The organism is Beijerinckiaceae bacterium, assembly GCA_004564215.1.
In the GTDB taxonomy this organism is placed as follows: Bacteria; Pseudomonadota; Alphaproteobacteria; order Rhizobiales; family Beijerinckiaceae; genus Methylocapsa.
In genome coordinates this window covers 1,840,580-1,856,544 of the sequence record CP024846.1, presented here as the reverse complement: position 1 = coordinate 1,856,544, position 15,965 = coordinate 1,840,580, and the positions used below count along the sequence as shown (strand labels likewise).

14 protein-coding genes are annotated in these 15,965 nt (G+C 58.8%); 9 read left to right on the top strand and 5 right to left on the bottom strand.

The window, feature by feature from the left end; translation table 11 throughout:
- The first annotated feature begins 59 nt into the window (after positions 1 to 59).
- A complete protein-coding gene (locus tag CU048_08770) occupies positions 60 to 866 on the top strand; it encodes an SAM-dependent methyltransferase (GenBank protein QBR71357.1) in 807 nt (268 codons plus the stop codon).
- A 140-nt stretch (positions 867 to 1,006) separates the two neighbouring features.
- Here CU048_08770 and CU048_08765 read toward each other — a convergent pair whose 3' ends face one another.
- A complete protein-coding gene (locus CU048_08765) occupies positions 1,007 to 1,297 on the bottom strand; it encodes a 50S ribosomal protein L28 (protein QBR71356.1) in 291 nt (96 codons plus the stop codon).
- 311 nt (positions 1,298 to 1,608) lie between these two features.
- On the opposite strand from CU048_08765, the gene CU048_08760 reads away from it, so the two are divergent.
- The 5 genes from CU048_08760 (at position 1,609) to xth (ending at position 9,068) form a co-directional block, all read left to right on the top strand.
- Complete coding sequence (locus tag CU048_08760; protein ID QBR71355.1) at positions 1,609 to 4,212, top strand: cell division protein FtsK; 2,604 nt, start codon at positions 1,609 to 1,611, stop codon at positions 4,210 to 4,212.
- A 538-nt stretch (positions 4,213 to 4,750) separates the two neighbouring features.
- Positions 4,751 to 5,896: a glycosyl transferase gene (locus tag CU048_08755; protein QBR72788.1), complete on the top strand. Its 1,146-nt coding sequence runs from the start codon at positions 4,751 to 4,753 to the stop codon at positions 5,894 to 5,896.
- Between the two features lie 14 nt (positions 5,897 to 5,910).
- Positions 5,911 to 6,954 (top strand): GDP-mannose 4,6-dehydratase, encoded by a 1,044-nt coding sequence (gene gmd, locus CU048_08750; GenBank protein QBR71354.1) that lies wholly within the window; start codon positions 5,911 to 5,913, stop codon positions 6,952 to 6,954.
- 226 nt (positions 6,955 to 7,180) lie between these two features.
- Entirely contained in the window at positions 7,181 to 7,873 is a 693-nt protein-coding gene (locus CU048_08745) for a cell envelope biogenesis protein LolA (GenBank protein ID QBR72787.1), read from the top strand.
- A gap of 268 nt (positions 7,874 to 8,141) precedes the next feature.
- On the top strand, positions 8,142 to 9,068 hold the full coding sequence (gene xth, locus CU048_08740) for an exodeoxyribonuclease III (protein QBR71353.1): 927 nt from the start codon (positions 8,142 to 8,144) through the stop codon (positions 9,066 to 9,068).
- Positions 9,069 to 9,089: 21 nt separating this feature from the next.
- Here the strand turns inward: xth and CU048_08735 are convergent, their stop codons facing one another.
- Both CU048_08735 and CU048_08730 read right to left on the bottom strand, forming a co-directional pair.
- Positions 9,090 to 9,566: a cyclic nucleotide-binding protein gene (locus CU048_08735; protein ID QBR71352.1), complete on the bottom strand. Its 477-nt coding sequence runs from the start codon at positions 9,564 to 9,566 to the stop codon at positions 9,090 to 9,092.
- 51 nt (positions 9,567 to 9,617) lie between these two features.
- Positions 9,618 to 10,304: a DNA-binding response regulator gene (locus CU048_08730; protein QBR72786.1), complete on the bottom strand. Its 687-nt coding sequence runs from the start codon at positions 10,302 to 10,304 to the stop codon at positions 9,618 to 9,620.
- Between the two features lie 383 nt (positions 10,305 to 10,687).
- Here CU048_08730 and CU048_08725 point away from each other — a divergent pair, with 383 nt between their 5' ends.
- Positions 10,688 to 11,194 (top strand): L,D-transpeptidase catalytic domain protein, encoded by a 507-nt coding sequence (locus CU048_08725; GenBank protein ID QBR72785.1) that lies wholly within the window; start codon positions 10,688 to 10,690, stop codon positions 11,192 to 11,194.
- Positions 11,195 to 11,210: 16 nt separating this feature from the next.
- Here the strand turns inward: CU048_08725 and CU048_08720 are convergent, their stop codons facing one another.
- Positions 11,211 to 11,894 (bottom strand): YggS family pyridoxal phosphate-dependent enzyme, encoded by a 684-nt coding sequence (locus tag CU048_08720; GenBank protein QBR71351.1) that lies wholly within the window; start codon positions 11,892 to 11,894, stop codon positions 11,211 to 11,213.
- Positions 11,895 to 12,056: 162 nt separating this feature from the next.
- The gene (locus CU048_08715) at positions 12,057 to 12,542 is read right to left on the bottom strand and encodes a hypothetical protein (protein ID QBR71350.1); all 486 of its coding nucleotides are present in this window, start codon (positions 12,540 to 12,542) and stop codon (positions 12,057 to 12,059) included.
- Positions 12,543 to 12,810: 268 nt separating this feature from the next.
- Between CU048_08715 and CU048_08710 the strand changes: the two genes are divergently transcribed.
- Together CU048_08710 and CU048_08705 are read left to right on the top strand one after the other, a co-directional pair.
- Positions 12,811 to 15,441 carry a leucine--tRNA ligase gene (locus CU048_08710; GenBank protein ID QBR71349.1) on the top strand — a complete coding sequence of 877 codons (2,631 nt, stop codon included), beginning with the start codon at positions 12,811 to 12,813 and terminating at the stop codon, positions 15,439 to 15,441.
- A complete protein-coding gene (locus CU048_08705) occupies positions 15,428 to 15,961 on the top strand; it encodes a hypothetical protein (GenBank protein ID QBR71348.1) in 534 nt (177 codons plus the stop codon). Before CU048_08710 ends, CU048_08705 begins: the two co-directional genes overlap by 14 nt.
- Positions 15,962 to 15,965 lie beyond the last annotated feature (4 nt).

Here is a 15,965-nt window from a genome sequence, read left to right as displayed (position 1 = left end):
TGTTCACTATCATCACGGGAAAGCGGCCAAATGGCGGTTTCCCGGTTTGCGTCCGCCGAATGGAGCATCATGTGACGGAAGAGATTTCACACGCAAATTCAGGTGTCGACGTCGCCTTGCAGGAGCAGCAAGATCTCAATACGAAATTCCATCCTGAAATAGCGGCTGGCGGCTATGCGCAAGACGACGGAACGGTGGAATTCTATCAGCGCGTGGTCTCGGTCATCCCCGAGGGTGCGGTCGTTCTCGACCTCGGTGCTGGCCGTGGCTCGGCCTTTTATGCCAAGCTTGGACCCTGGAAACATTGGTTGCTCCGGCTCGGAAAGAAATATTCGCGGAGGATCGGCGCCGATGTCGATCCCGCCGTCAAACATAACCCGGAATTGGACCAGGCTGAAATCATCGAGCCCGGAAAACCATTACCCTTCGCCGACCAAACTTTCGATCTTATTCTTTGCGACTGGGTTCTTGAGCATATTGAAGACCCGGTCTCGTTTGCCGCTGAAGTGCGGCGCGTCCTCAAGGTTGGCGGCTGGTTTTGCGCCCGGACCCCAAACCGCTGGAGTTATTATGCGGTCGGCGTCCGCCTCATGAATGAGGCGATGGAAGCGAAAGCCCTTCGTTTCCTGCAGCCGAACCGAAAGGAGATCGACACCTTTCCCAAAATCTACCGATTGAATACGCTGCGCGACATTCGCCAGCATTTCTCACCGAACTATTGGGCCGACGCTTGTCACACGAGCAATCCGAACCCGGCCTATCATGGCAACCAGCCCTGGCTCTTTCACCTTTTGAAGGTTTTCTGTGCCCTGACGCCAAGCAGCCTTGCGCCGGTGATCCTTATTTTCGTCCGCCGCGTGGCCTAAGCCATCCGGGAGAAGCGAGGGGGGCGGATTACCGCCCTTTCACCAAGATATCCAGCAAAAGAACTTATCGCCAAGCCGGGCGCGGGGCTGCCGCGCGCTCGAGGTAAAGCTGCTAAAGCTTAGCGAGGACGGCCTTTGCCTTAGCCGGCAGCCGTCTGCTTCTTAGCGATTTCGCGCTTCAAGGCCAACGCACCGCTCGACAGTTCGGCATCCTTGGCCTTGACCAAAAAAGCGTCGAGGCCGCCCCGATGTTCGACTGAGCGAAGCGCCGAAGCCGTCACCCGCAGCCGGACCTTGCGCTGCAAAGCATCCGAAAGCAGCGTCACATTGCAGAGGTTCGGCAAAAACCGCGTCCGCGTCTTATGGTTCGAATGGCTGACCAGATTGCCGGTCTGAACGGCCTTTCCAGTCAATTCGCAACGGCGGGACATGGCTTTTCCTCAATATCGGTTCGTTCGGCTGGGATGCTCCCGATGCCGCAACGGCAGCCGGTCGCGTCTACCACTTTGCAAAAAGGGGACGCGAGCTTCTTAGTTTAGGGTTTGGGCGGCGTCAAGGCTGGAGCGCTCCGGAAAACGGGCTTTGGCTCGATGGCCCCGCGGAGGCTCAAGGTTAAAACGCCGTTAACCCCCCCTTGGTAACTTGCGCCAAGCTTGTCAGCCTGGCGCGGCCGAAGCCCTGAATCGCCGTCACGACCGGGGAAAGACAAAGCAAAATAGCGGCAATTGGACGGCGGCGGGGAATGATGCGGACAACGAGTTTCACAGCCCTCGATCATATCCCGGAACCCGTTCGGGCCTTCGCGGCACGGCGGGGCGCCGAACTCATCGGTCTCGCGCTTCTGGCGGCGACCGTGGGCTTGGGGCTGGCGCTCTCGTCCTGGTCGGTCCAGGACCCGAGCTTCAACCACGCGGCCTCGGGGCAGGTGCATAATCTGCTCGGCGCGCCGGGAGCGATCGCCGCCGATCTGATCATGCAGATGCTCGGCCTGTCGGTCATCGCTTACCTGGCGCCACTTGCCCTTTGGGGATGGCGGCTTCTGTTTACCCGCCGCCTGGAGCGCTGGAAGACGCGTCTTGCTCTTTGGTTCGCCGGGGGATTGTTTTCGGCGGGGCTCGCCGGCCTTCTTCCGATCACCGCCCGCTGGCCCCTGCCGACCGGGCTTGGCGGTGTCTTGGGCGACGCCGTCCTGATGCTTCCCAACCGGCTGATCGGAGGGCACGGCGTCGGCATGCTGATCTTCGCGGTCATTTTGGCCGGAGGCGCCATTCTGTGTCTGTCGGCCTGCATTGGCCTGCGCGATTACGGGTCCGACGAAGCGGGCGAGGACGACGACGAACTCGTCTCGAGCCGCCGCCCCGCTTACCCCGAGGATCAGGACGCCGCCGGCGAACCCGGCGTGGCGCTGGTTTTGCTCGGGGCGGTGATCCATGCCGGGCTCAGCCTCAAGGCCGCCCTGGCGCGTCGGCTCGCGCAGCGTCGAGCCCACGCGGAAGCGGCGCCGCCGGCCCCCTGGCAAAACCTGCAACATACCGACGCGGGATTCGACCGGCCGCTCGATCTTGCCATCGAACCGCTTCATTGGCCGGCGCCGGAACCGGAGGACTCAGAATTCGATGCCAGCGCCTATGCGCCGCCGGCTGCGCGCGCCGCGCGCAAACCGAAAGGGGAAGCGCAAAAACTTGTAGTGGATCAGGATGCGCCGCGGCGGACCATCGCGGCGGCGGCCGGCATGTTGAAGCCCGGAACGCGGGCACTCAAGGAAGCGCAGCCCTCGATGCTCGACCGGCTGTCGCCGCGCGATTATGTTTTCCCGCCCCTGCACATGCTGTCCGAAGCAAAGAAACTGCCGGCCAACAAAGTCTCCGAAGACGCGCTCAGCCAGAACGCGAGGCTGCTGGAAGGCGTGCTTGAGGATTTCGGCGTCAAGGGCGAGATCATCAATGTCCGGCCAGGTCCCGTCGTCACGCTTTATGAGTTGGAGCCGGCGCCGGGGATCAAGTCTTCACGGGTTATAGGGCTTGCCGACGACATCGCCCGCTCCATGTCGGCGATCTCGGCCCGTGTTGCCGTGGTTCAGGGGCGCAATGCCATCGGCATCGAATTGCCGAACCAGCGCCGCGAGACCGTCTATCTGCGCGAACTTCTCGGCTCGCAAGACTTTGAAAACAGCAAGCACAGGCTCGCCATCGCGCTCGGCAAAACGATCGGCGGCGAGCCCATCATTGTCGATCTCGCCCGTATGCCGCATCTGCTCGTCGCAGGAACGACAGGCTCGGGCAAGTCCGTCGCCATCAATACGATGATCTTGTCCTTGCTCTACCGGTTGAAACCGCAGGAATGCCGTCTCATCATGGTCGATCCGAAAATGCTCGAATTGTCGGTCTATGACGGCATTCCGCATTTGCTGACGCCGGTGGTCACCGATCCAAAGAAGGCGGTCGTGGCGCTGAAATGGGCGGTCCGAGAGATGGAAGACCGCTATAAGAGCATGTCGAAGCTCGGTGTGCGCAACATCGAAGGATTTAACGCGCGGGTCGCTGAAGCGGCCGCAAGAGGCGAGAAGCTGACGCGGACCGTGCAGACCGGTTACGACCGCGAAACCGGCGAAGCCATCTACGAACATGAGGCGATGCAGCTTACGCCGCTGCCGGTCATCGTCGTGATCGTCGATGAAATGGCCGACCTGATGATGGTCGCCGGCAAAGACATCGAAGGCGCGATCCAGCGGCTGGCCCAAATGGCGCGCGCCGCGGGCATTCATCTCATCATGGCGACCCAGCGGCCGTCGGTCGACGTTATTACCGGCACGATCAAGGCGAATTTTCCGACCCGCATTTCATTCCAAGTCACCTCCAAGATCGACAGTCGAACGATTTTGGGGGAGCAGGGCGCCGAGCAATTGCTCGGTCAAGGCGACATGCTCTACATGGCGGGGGGCGGCCGCATCTCGCGGGTGCACGGGCCGTTCGTCGCAGATGGCGAAGTCGAGAAAGTGGTGGCCCATTTGAAGAGCCAGGGTCAGCCCGAATATCTCGATGCGATTACCAATGAGGACGCTTCACCCGTTGATGAGGATGGTGGCGCGCCCGCACCCGGAAGCATGGATGCCGAGGAGGCGGGCGATCTTTACGACCGCGCGGTCAACATCGTTTTGCGCGATCGGAAATGCTCGACGAGCTACATCCAGCGGCGCTTGTCGGTGGGGTACAACAAAGCGGCATCGCTCGTCGAACGGATGGAGGCGGAAGGCGTGGTCGGCGCCCCCAATCATTCGGGCAAGCGCACGATCTTGGTGGGCGGTGGGATCGATAGGGGCGCCTTCGATCTCGCCAATGAGGCCTAGGTTCGAGCAAGCATTATAAGTAATGTTTATCGAATTTATTCAAGCAACAACCCGTTCTTCGGTCTGTAATACAATAACTCTTGTATCTTGCCGGGCCGCGGCGCACAATAAAGCCATAAGTGACTTCGGGGCTGGTCCGCTCATCGGGCCAGCCGATCATTGTCGATGCCGGACAACTTGAATCACGAGCACCGCGTCCTTTGGACAGCTGGATGAGTCATTCAACAAAATTAGCAATGCCATAGCTTCGGAATGATCTGCTCGGCTGAGGCAGATCAACGCATCGAACATTTTTTGGGTCCCGGCGGAACCGCGAGCGACGGCACGGGGGCTGAAATTTCGCTTTGTCTTAGCTGAGCTTTGCCAAGTGAAGTGACGCGAATCGACAAAAAGACTGGGAGATGAGTTTTGAAGCTAGCTGTCACTATAATCCAAAAGGGTCATGCGCAAGCTCAGGGACCATGCGAAGGCTAGAGCTCATAAACGGCGACCCAGAGCGGGGTCGGTTTAAAGCAACACGATCACCATGAGCGAGATTATGAAAGTTGCGTTGGTCCACGAATGGCTTACGACGTACGCGGGGTCTGACAAAGTCCTCGCAGAAATGATTTCCGTCTTTCCAGACGCAGATCTATTTTGCCTTATTGATCATTTACCTGAACATGAAAGGACGGCATTTGCCTCGACCAAGATAAAAACCTCATTTCTTCAAAGGATTCCTTTTTCTAAGCAGATCTACCGCTATCTTTTTCCATTGATGCCTTTGGCCATTGAGCAACATGACTTATCGAATTATGATCTTGTGATCTCCAACAGCCATGCGGTTGCCAAAGGGGTGCTCACCGGCGCCGATCAATTGCATATTTGTTATTGCTATACGCCGATACGGTATGCCTGGGATTTTCAGCACCAATACTTGGAAGAATCGAAGCTGACCAAAGGGTTCGGCAGCGCCTTAGTGCGGTATTTCCTGCATCGCATGCGCATTTGGGATTCCCGCACAGCCAATGGTGTCGATTATTTTATCGCATGCTCCGGCTATATTGCGCGCCGCATATGGAAAGCCTATCGCCGGAAATCGACCGTCATATACCCTAACGTTGAAGTTGATGACTTCCTGATAGGGCCAGGTCCGCGGGAAGACTTCTACTTCACCTCGTCCCGCCTCGTTCCTTATAAAAAAATACAATTGATTGTTCGTGCTTTTGCCAAAATGCCGGACCGGAAGCTGGTGGTTATCGGCGCCGGTCCACTTCTCAAACAAATTCAGGCGGAAGCGACCAGCAACGTAAAGGTGATGGGATTTCAGCCTTTTCCGGTTCTCCTCGACCATATGCAAAAGGCCCGATGCTTCATCTTCGCTTCGGAAGAAGATTTCGGAATTACCCCTCTTGAGGCCCAGGCCTGCGGCACGCCTGTCTTGGCTTTCGGAAAGGGGGGCGCCCGAGAGACGGTCGCCGATGGCGTAACCGGACTGTTTTTCCACGAACAAACCGAAGACGCCATCTGCGAGGCGGTGAAGCGGTTTGAGACTGTGGAGAAGGATTTCGATCCGGAACGCATCAGAACCCATGCGCTTTCCTTTTCGACCCAAGTCTTCAAGGCAAAGTTCCGTTCTTATGTCGAAGCTCGCTGGGCCGAGCACCAGAAGAACATCAATACCTATCCCCGCGAAACCTTCTAAACAGGATCTATTTGATGAAAACTGCGCTTATTACCGGAGTCACGGGTCAGGACGGCGCCTATTTGTCGCGATTTTTGTTGAACCGCGGCTATCGCGTCTATGCCACCCATCGGCGGACCAGCGCGCCAAACTTCTGGCGTATCCAGGAACTTGGTATTGCCGATCATCCAAATCTGCATCTGCGGGAATTTGACCTCACCGATCTCAGCACCGCGATGCGTCTCATCGAATCGACGCAGCCCGACGAGGTGTACAATCTCGCCGCGCAGAGCTTCGTCCATGTTTCCTTCGACCAGCCGATTGCGACCGCCAACATGACCGGTCTGGGACCGGTGCATCTGCTGGAAGCGATCCGCACCGTCAATCCTCGCATTCGCTTCTACCAAGCCTCGTCGGCGGAAATGTTCGGGGCGGCGCAAGCCATTCCTCAAATCGAATCGACGCCGTTTTATCCGCGCAGCCCCTACGGCGCGGCCAAGCTTTATGCGCATTGGATGGCGGTAAACTATCGCGAAGCCTACGGTATTTTCGCGGCGTCCGGGATCCTGTTCAATCACGAGTCCCCGCTGCGCGGAGCCGAGTTCGTCACGCGCAAGATCAGCATCGCGGTCTCGCGCATCCAGGTTGGGCAGCAAAAAACACTCGAATTGGGCAATCTCGAATCGATCCGCGACTGGGGCTTTGCGGAAGAATATGTCGAGGGCATGTGGCGCATTCTGCAGGCGCCGGAACCCGACACCTTCATTCTGGCGACCAATCGCGCCGAAAAGGTGCGCGATTACGCAACCATGGCATTCCGGGCGGCCGGCATCGACATAGAATGGCAGGGCAAGGGCGAGGAGGAGCAAGGCATCTCCGCATCGAGCGGCGAAAGCTTGGTCAAAATCAATCCGCGTTTCTATCGCCCCTCCGAGGTCGAGATCTTGATAGGCAATCCTGAGAAGGCGCGCGACAAATTGGGATGGGTACCGAAAACCTCGCTTGAGAGCCTTTGCACCATGATGGTCGAGGCCGACATCGGCCGGGTTGCGAGGAATGTCCCGATCCAAATGCCTTGAAGCCGGCTTTCCCGCGAACGCCCCTTAGATCGGCGTTCGCCTAAACCCATCAAATGGCGCGGAGCTTGCTCTCGCGCCATTTTGGTTCGGCCTTGAGCTCTCGTGCAAAAGTAGGCTAATGGGTTGGCGGGACGCGAAAACGCCGCGCGCAGAAGGTGAGACCAGCGGCCCATTAACGCCATATCAATGGTCTAACAGCAAACTTCACGGGATCGAGGCGGCCTTCATGAAGCGCACGGCAGGACTGGCTATCGTATTTTGCTCCTTTTTCGGAATGGCGCCGCTTCAGGCAGGAACGTCTCCGACTGTACCAGCCCCCGCCAAGGCTACGGCTCCCACCGCGGCCCCGGCCCCTGCCAAACCCTTCGTCCCCCTCGACCCTCTCGTCGCCGTTCAAAAAGCAAACACCTATTTCAACGCCGCCACCAACATGATCGGCGACTTCGTCCAGATCGGTCCCGATGGCAAGCGTTCCGAAGGCAAGATCTTCGTCCAGCGGCCTGGGAAATTGCGCTTTGAATATGCCGCGCCCGCAACGCTGGAGATCGTCGCCGACGGTCTCTCCGTTGCCGTTCACGATCGCAAGACCGCGACCAAGGATATTTATTTCATCAGCCAGACACCGCTTAAGTTCCTGCTCAAGGATCAGGTCGATCTGACCCGCGATGTGAAGATCATCGACGTGACCAGCGACCCGAACGCCGTGACGATTCTGGTCGAGGACAAGGCGACCTTCGGGGGAACATCCCAGATTAAACTGGTATTCGATCCCGTGAAGTTCACGCTCAGGCAATGGCAGGTGACCGACCCCCAGGGCTATGAAACTCTAGTCTCGCTCTTCAATATCGATCTGTCGAAGAAGCCGGACCCCGGGTTGTTTCAGATCACGCAAGAGCGCGTGTTAAACACAAATAATTGACCCTTTTTGCCCTGAGGCATCGCGGGCCTGGCGTTGCCTAAAAATCACTAATAATTTTAATGGCTTAGCCGCATCGCGAAACGAGCCGCGCGTCAAACCGCAAGCGTTTGGATTTTAAAGCCGGCTAGGGGCGCCTTGAAACTGCGCAAACCCAACGTATTTTCAGGGGAGTGAGCGACAAAGCTTATCAGGCGTATCCCCCCGTTCCGCCTGAAGCAGATTTGCCGGTCCCCTCCCGGTAATGGTTGCTCCTAGGGGCGTTCGGTCCATGATCGAGCGCCCCTTTTTTTCGCCGCCAGATCCTGTGGGCCGAGTTGCTTGGCGCTTGCGGCCGAGCTGGAAAACGTGGTCAATTCCTTGGCTGGTGGTGGAGCTTGGCGTGCAGTTTACTCTTGCAACCTGGAATATAAATTCGGTCCGTCTGCGCATAAATCTTGTGTCGCGATTTTTGGAAGAACATGCGCCAGATGTTCTCTGCTTGCAGGAGACCAAATGCCGAGACAGCGAGTTTCCTCTCGCCGCGTTTCACAAGCTCGGCTACCCGCATGTCGCGATCAATGGACAGAAGGGCTATCACGGCGTCGCCGTAGCCTCGAAGCTGCCCTTCGACCTCATCGACCGGCGTTCGTTCTGCGACAAGGGGGACGCCCGCCACATCGCTGTCACGCTCTCTCCCACCCAAGGGGAGGGCCGGCCGCTTACCCTGCATAATTTTTATGTGCCGGCGGGTGGCGACGAGCCGGACCCGGACATCAATCCGAAGTTTGCGCATAAGCTCGCCTTCCTTGATGAAATGGCGGAGTGGGTCACGAGCCATCAGATCGCCAAGACGGATGCGGTCATTGCCGGCGACCTCAATATTGCGCCGATGGAGGCCGACGTGTGGAATCACAAGGCCTTGCTTCGGGTGGTCAGCCATACGCCAGTCGAAGTCGAGAAGCTTGGCCTCGTCGCCGAAGCTGGCCCTTGGGTCGATGCGATGCGCCATTACGTGGCGCAGGATGAAAAGCTCTATACGTGGTGGAGCTATCGCGCGCACGACTGGGCCAAGTCCGACCGGGGCCGGCGGCTCGACCATGTTTGGGTCAGTGAAAGCCTCAAGCCCAGTCTCGGCGGCGTGCGAGTCGTTCGGGAGAGCCGCGGCTGGGAACGGCCGTCCGACCATGTGCCGGTCATCGTGCACTTCAATTTCTGACAAGCTTGGCCAGACGTGGGCTTAAGACCCCGACTCAGCCTTGTCGGCTGCGGCCAGGGCCGGCCAGCTCGTCGCTCCGAGCTCCTCGGTGAATTGACGGAGCCGTTCGCTCAACGATTGGCGCAGCTGTTCCGCGCTGGCTGGGAATTCGTTCAGAACCCGATGAAACAGCGGGCGGGAAATCCGCAGGACCGTCGAGGGTTCGCGGGCGATCGCGGTCGCGGGCCGGCGGGTCTGCGTCACCAGAGCCAACTCGCCGATCAATCCAGGTGGCCGGACGATTCGGGCGGTGGCGCCGAACCCCGAGGTATCCATGGCAATCGAGCCCGCGAGCACCACAAAGCCATCGTTGGATAGTTCGTCGCGGCGGAACAGAATGTCGCCCGCGCGCAAGATGCGAGTTTCGCCCGAAAATGCGATCAGCCGCAGCGCTTCGGGTTCGATCGCAGCGAAGGTCGGATTGCGCGCAAGCGTGCGGATGTCATCTTCCAATCGCATGCTGACGCTTCCATTTGCAGAGCCCGGCTTTCGGAAAAGCCAGAGCTATCCTCACGGAACCAACTTATAGCCGCCCGCAGCCGTTATGAGAAGCTGCGCCTTGGCCGGGTCGCGCTCGATCTTTTGCCGAAGCCGGTAGATATGGGTCTCCAGCGTGTGGGTGGTGACATTGGCGTTGTACCCCCACACCTCCCGCAGCAAGACCTCTCGGGTGATGACCGACTGCCCGGCCCGGTAGAGGAACCGCAAGATGGCGGTTTCCTTTTCGGTCAGGCGAAGCTTGTTGCCCTTTTCGCCAATCAGATGCTTTGCCCCCGGCTGGAACGTATAGGGGCCAATCCGGAACAGCGCCTCTTCGCTCGTTTCATGTTGGCGCAAATGGGCGCGGATCCGCGCCAGGAGCACGGCAAACCGAAACGGTTTCGTCACATAGTCGTTGGCTCCCGCATCGAATCCTTCGATGGTATCGGTCTCCGTATCGTGCCCGGTCAACATGATGATCGGATTTTTAAATCCTTCCTGGCGCAATTGCCGGACCGCCTCGCGCCCATCGAGATCAGGCAAGCCGACATCCATGATGACGAGGTCGGGTCTTTCGGCAAGGGCCAGCGCGATCGCCCCCTTCGCGGTATCGGCCTGGATGGCCGAAAATTCTTCGTGCAGGGCAAGTTGTTCGGCCAGCGCCGCGCGCAAATCATTATCATCGTCGGCGATCAGGATCTTAAGAGCCTGGGTCATGACCTTGTCCCCAATGGAGCGGGCATCGTCGCGCTCAATAATCGACACGGATTCAACTGGTTCCTCAGTTCCCACGGTGCCAAAACCTTCCCATAATGCATTGGAAATCTATCCGAAACCCTCTGCCTTTAGGTGCAGCAGCCAAGAAAGCGCATTTTGAGCGAAAGCGGCATGCAACTCTAAAGCGAATTCAAGCGGAATGGTTACCGTTGCTTGCCCGGAAAATGGGCTAAGACGGACCGGCCCGGCTGCACCCGCGAATCGCATTCGATGGACCGAAAGCATAAATTTGCATGAAATATATTGCAAAAGAGCTGCCTAAATCATTTGCGCTTAAGACTGGCAAGGTCAAGCGTGGCCTGAGCCGTCTATCGGCCACGCGTATGCCGCGTCAAGGTCAAGCTGATGCAGTCTGGTTCGGCAGATTTCACGCGGGGCCGGTGGTCATCCCCTGCGCTCTCGGGCGAACCGGGATCACCCGAGACAAGCGGGAAGGCGACCACGCGACGCCCGCCGGCGCGTTTCGATTGCTCTCTGGTTTCTTTCGCGTGGACCGGGGGGCGCGTCTCCTCTCGCTCGTGCCGATGCGGCCGATCAGGCCCTCCGACGGCTGGTGCGACGATCCTTCAAGCGCGGTCTACAACCGCTGGGTCCGTTTGCCGAGCGCGGCCCGGCACGAGAAACTGTGGCGTGCGGACGGTCTTTACGATCTGGTTTTTGTGCTCGATTTCAACATCCGGCCGCGCCATAAATTCAAAGGCAGCGCGATTTTTCTTCATTGCGCTCGCCCGGGATACGCGCCAACCGAAGGCTGCGTCGCCCTTCGCCCGGCCGATCTGCGGCGCCTGCTGCCACGCCTCTCTCGACAGGTGACGCTGACGATCAGGTGAAGTTTCTCGCACGATCTCACCGCGCGCCGAATATGGCGCTTCCGACCCGGACATAGGTCGCGCCCAATTGAATCGCGAGCTCAAAATCGGAGCTCATGCCCATCGAGAGAGCCTTGATCCCATTGCAGGCGGCGATCTGGTTCAGAAGCGCGAAATGCGGTGAGGCCTGATCGTCGACGGGCGGGATGCACATGAGCCCGGAAATCTCCAGCCCAAAATTTTCGCGGCAATTCGCGATAAAGCGGTCGGCCTGCTGCGGAAGAATGCCCGCCTTTTGCGGTTCGGCGCCGGTATTCACCTGGACGAAGAGGCGGGGGTGCCGCCCGCATTTTTGGATCTCGTCCGCAAGGGTTTTGGCGATCTTTTCCCGATCCAAGGTCTCGATGACGTCGAAAAACTGAACAGCATCGCGCGCCTTGTTCGACTGCAACGGCCCGATGAGGTGAAGTTCGATGTCGGGATGGGCGGCCTTGAGCGCCGGCCATTTCTCCAGCGCTTCCTGGACCCGGTTTTCCCCAAAAATTCTTTGGCCGGCCTCGATCACGGGTTTGATCTCCTCGGCGGCGAAAGTTTTGGAGACGCAGACGAGGGCAACATCTTGTGGATTACGCCCCGAGTCGCGGGCAGCGCATGCGATGCGGGCGCGAACCGCGGCGAGGCGTCCGACGGCGGTTTCTAAAGATTTTGTATGCTGCTGCAAAGCTTTGGCCTTGTACTATGTTTCAAAGAGAGCGACCCATCGGCGCTAGCCGTCATGCCCGGCCTTGAGCCGGGCATCCAACAACGGAGGCAGATGTTTGGATGGCCGGGTCAAGCCCGGCCATGACCACGGTAGATGAGTAATTTCATTCGAGACTTGGTATTAATCCAACTGCTTCCAGTTCTCGGCAATGAAGCCACGAGGATCGAGCTTTTCGACCTGTCGCGAGATGACGGCTTTGGTTCCAACGCATTTCCACTCGTAGATCGTGTCATGCCCGGTGGCGGCCATGGGAACAACATCGGAACCGGGGTTATCTTTGCAAAAGGCGGAAGCACCTGCTGATTTGCGGCTGGCGTTGGCTTTCCCGCAAACGAGATTGGCGCCGGTGTTACAAAGCCAAACTTGGCCCTGCATGCATCGAAACGAAGTGCCTTTTTGAATGTATGCGCCGGGCGTGTCGGACGAAAAGCCGAAAAGCCGGCGCGCCGCTGGAACAAGGGCGGCCGGTATGGGGCTCACGCGATCGTTATCGGCCCCCTTCGCGCAAAGCGATGCAACGTCCTGCGCATAAGAGGTGCTCATGGGTGAGGTCGTTAAGGCCCCGGCGATTGCGATCAAGAAACCTGCGCGAACGGATGGAGACATGATTTCCCCTCGTGAAATAGGTTTGAGAGGTTAACACCCCAAAATCTAAAGAAGTAAAGATCAAGATATTCGGGCTGACTGGAAGCAGCACTTGCCCCTGAAGGTTGGGGAAGGCCACTCTCGGCGAATGTCAGCCCTCGCGCGCGACGCCGAAATCCCAACTGAAACACGACCTTGACCGAGGGAGATTGACCGAGTTCGTTAATTAATGCTGTGTACGCCTCACATATTGGCCCGCTTACCCGACGCGATCGACGATCAAAAGCCCATGGACTCTGAGCGCTATAACGCCCGCGAAACCGAACCCAAATGGCAAAGGATTTGGGACGAAACGGGAATTTTCCGCGCGCCTAACGAAGATTCCCGTCCCAAATATTACGTCCTCGAGATGTTTCCCTATCCTTCGGGCCGCATCCATATGGGACACGTCCGCAATTATACGATGGGCGATGTGATTGCCCGCTACAAGCGCGCGCGTGGCTTCAATGTTTTGCACCCAATGGGCTGGGACGCCTTCGGCATGCCGGCCGAAAACGCCGCCTGGCACAACAAGAGCCATCCGGCTGCCTGGACCTACGCCAATATCGCGTCCATGCGCACCCAATTGAAGTCGATTGGGCTTTCGCTCGATTGGTCGCGCGAGATCGCGACTTGCGATCCAAGCTATTATAAGCACCAGCAACGTATGTTCCTGGATTTTCTCGCGGCCGGCCTCGTGGTTCGCAAGCAATCCAAGGTCAATTGGGATCCGCTCGATTTTACGGTGCTTGCCAATGAGCAAGTGATCGACGGACGCGGCTGGCGCTCGGGCGCTCTCGTTGAGCAGCGCGAACTGACGCAGTGGTTCTTCAAGATCAGCGATTATGCCGAGGATCTATTGACCTCGCTCGATAATCTGGACCGCTGGCCGGAAAAAGTCCGGCTGATGCAGGCAAACTGGATCGGCCGTTCGGAGGGGCTTGTTATTCGATTCGAACTCGAACCGTTGCCTCCCATGGCGGCAAGCGAAATCGAGGTCTATACTACCCGGCCGGACACGCTTTTTGGCGCAAAATTCCTGGCGATCGCCGCCGATCATCCGATTGCGGCAGAGGCCGCGAAGGTTGACGGAGACCTCGCCGCCTTCATCGCCGAATGCCATCATGGCAGCACATCGGCGGCGGCCATCGAAACGGCGGAAAAGAAAGGCTATGACACGGGACTTGAAGTGCGCCATCCCTTCAACCCCGATTGGCGCCTGCCTGTTTATGTCGCCAATTTCGTTTTGATGGACTATGGCACGGGCGCGATCTTCGGATGCCCGGCGCATGATCAGCGCGATCTTGAATTTGCCAATGCCCATGGGCTTGGCAATACGCCGGTTGTCTGTCCTCCGGACAAAGACCCCGATACCTTCAAGATCGGCGATACCGCATATGAGGGCGACGGCGTGCTGATCAATTCACGCTTCCTCGATGGGATGACAACGAACGAAGCAAAGAAAGAGGTTGCCCGGCGTATGGAGGCAACGTCGATCGGCAACAGGCCGCAAGGCCGGCGCGAGGTCAATTACCGCCTGCGCGACTGGGGCATTTCACGCCAGCGCTATTGGGGCTGCCCGATCCCCATCATCCATTGCGAGAGCTGTGGCATCGTGCCGGTTCCGGTTGCCGATTTGCCGGTGGAATTGCCTCAGGACGTCAGCTTCGAGGATCCCGGCAATCCGCTCGACCGGCATCCGACCTGGAAACATGTTGCCTGTCCGGTCTGCGGCGAGCCCGCCCGGCGCGAGACGGATACGATGGATACTTTTGTGGATTCCTCGTGGTACTTCGCCCGCTTCACCGATCCGTGGAACGAAGCCGCGCCGACCGACACCGCGATGGTCAAAAAATGGCTGCCGGTCGATCAATATATCGGCGGCATCGAGCACGCGATTTTGCACCTCCTCTATGCTCGGTTTTTCACCCGGGCGATGCAGGCAACCGGTCACGTCGGCAAACTCAAGGAGCCCTTTGCGGGATTATTTACCCAAGGCATGGTGGTTCACGAGACATACCGGGCCCCCGACGGCGAATGGCTTTTTCCAACCGACATCAGGATCGAGCAGCGCGCCAATGAGCGGCGTGCGTTCCGGCTCGATAACGGCCAGGAAATCGCCATCGGTTCGATTGAGAAAATGTCCAAGTCGCGGCGCAACACCGTCGATCCCGACGAAATCATCGAGGGGTTTGGAGCCGATACCGCGCGCTGGTTCGTGCTTTCCGACTCCCCGCCCGAACGCGATGTTATTTGGACGGAAGAAGGTGTTCAGGGCGCAGCCAAATTCGTTCAGCGCCTCTGGCGGCTGGTGGGCGAAATCGCCGAACTTGCCGCTCCCATCAACACGCCGTTTGCGGAAAATCCATCCCCGGCGGCGAATGAGATTCGGCGATTGGTTCATACGAGCCTGCTCAAAATCGAGGAAGACATCGAGCGGTTGCGCTTCAACCGCGCAGTGGCTCAGATTCATGATCTTGCCAACAAGCTTTCCGCTTCCATCGGCGCGATTGAAAGCGCGGAAATCGGCCCGGATATCCGCGCAGCCTTCCGCGAGGCCGGCGAAATCATGGTGGTGATGGTGGCGCCGATGATGCCGCATCTCGCCGAAGAATGCTGGGCGCGGCTTGGCCATGCGGATCTGGTGTCCGAAGCCGCGTGGCCGCGCGCCGATAAGGCCCTTTGCGTCGAGGATACGATCGCCTTGCCGGTTCAGGTCAACGGCCGCAAGCGGGCCGACCTCGTCGTCGACCGCGGCGCCGATCGAGCCGCGATCGAGGCGGCCGCGCTCGCACTCGATCCGGTTCAGCGCGCGCTGGAGGGGAAACCGGTGAAAAAGATCATCATCGTTCCGCAGAGGATTGTGAATGTCGTTTCCTGAACGCGAACCGCGTGGCAGAGCCGCGTTAGCTGTCCTGGCTGCCCTCTCGATCAGCTTCTCGCTCGCTGGCTGTTTCCGGCCGCTCTATGGGCCGCTCAGCGCGGGCGGCGACGTCGCGGGTGAACTGCAAGCCATCGAAGTTCAGCCGATTCCCAACCGGCTCGGACATTATCTTGGCAACGAGCTGATTTTCCGCCTGAACGGCACCGGCGCGCATGTTCCTCCTAAATACCGGCTTGTCGTGACCGCAAGCTCATCCGTTCGGACCCCTTTGTTCGATACGGTCACCGGCTACCCGACCGCCGCGACCGTCGTGGTAAATGCGAATTACGTGCTGACGCCTGTCCAGGGCGGCGAGCCGATTATCAAGGGAACGGCAACCGTCGCTGCGAGCTATGATCGCACCAGTCAAAGGTTTGCCGATATTCGCGCCGCGCGTGACGCCGAGATCCGCGACGCGAAGGAGCTTGCTGATCAGATCCGCACAGCCCTCGCCTCCGCTATTGCCGGAGGCGGCTGAGACA

Coding starts and splice junctions, on each gene's coding strand:
- CU048_08770 (QBR71357.1), top strand. CDS start 60: ATGGAGCATCATGTGACGGAAGAGATTTCACACGCAAATTCAGGTGTC.
- CU048_08765 (QBR71356.1), bottom strand. CDS start 1,297: ATGTCCCGCCGTTGCGAATTGACTGGAAAGGCCGTTCAGACCGGCAAT.
- CU048_08760 (QBR71355.1), top strand. CDS start 1,609: ATGATGCGGACAACGAGTTTCACAGCCCTCGATCATATCCCGGAACCC.
- CU048_08755 (QBR72788.1), top strand. CDS start 4,751: ATGAAAGTTGCGTTGGTCCACGAATGGCTTACGACGTACGCGGGGTCT.
- gmd (QBR71354.1), top strand. CDS start 5,911: ATGAAAACTGCGCTTATTACCGGAGTCACGGGTCAGGACGGCGCCTAT.
- CU048_08745 (QBR72787.1), top strand. CDS start 7,181: ATGAAGCGCACGGCAGGACTGGCTATCGTATTTTGCTCCTTTTTCGGA.
- xth (QBR71353.1), top strand. CDS start 8,142: ATGATCGAGCGCCCCTTTTTTTCGCCGCCAGATCCTGTGGGCCGAGTT.
- CU048_08735 (QBR71352.1), bottom strand. CDS start 9,566: ATGCGATTGGAAGATGACATCCGCACGCTTGCGCGCAATCCGACCTTC.
- CU048_08730 (QBR72786.1), bottom strand. CDS start 10,304: ATGACCCAGGCTCTTAAGATCCTGATCGCCGACGATGATAATGATTTG.
- CU048_08725 (QBR72785.1), top strand. CDS start 10,688: ATGCCGCGTCAAGGTCAAGCTGATGCAGTCTGGTTCGGCAGATTTCAC.
- CU048_08715 (QBR71350.1), bottom strand. CDS start 12,542: ATGTCTCCATCCGTTCGCGCAGGTTTCTTGATCGCAATCGCCGGGGCC.
- CU048_08710 (QBR71349.1), top strand. CDS start 12,811: ATGGACTCTGAGCGCTATAACGCCCGCGAAACCGAACCCAAATGGCAA.
- CU048_08705 (QBR71348.1), top strand. CDS start 15,428: ATGTCGTTTCCTGAACGCGAACCGCGTGGCAGAGCCGCGTTAGCTGTC.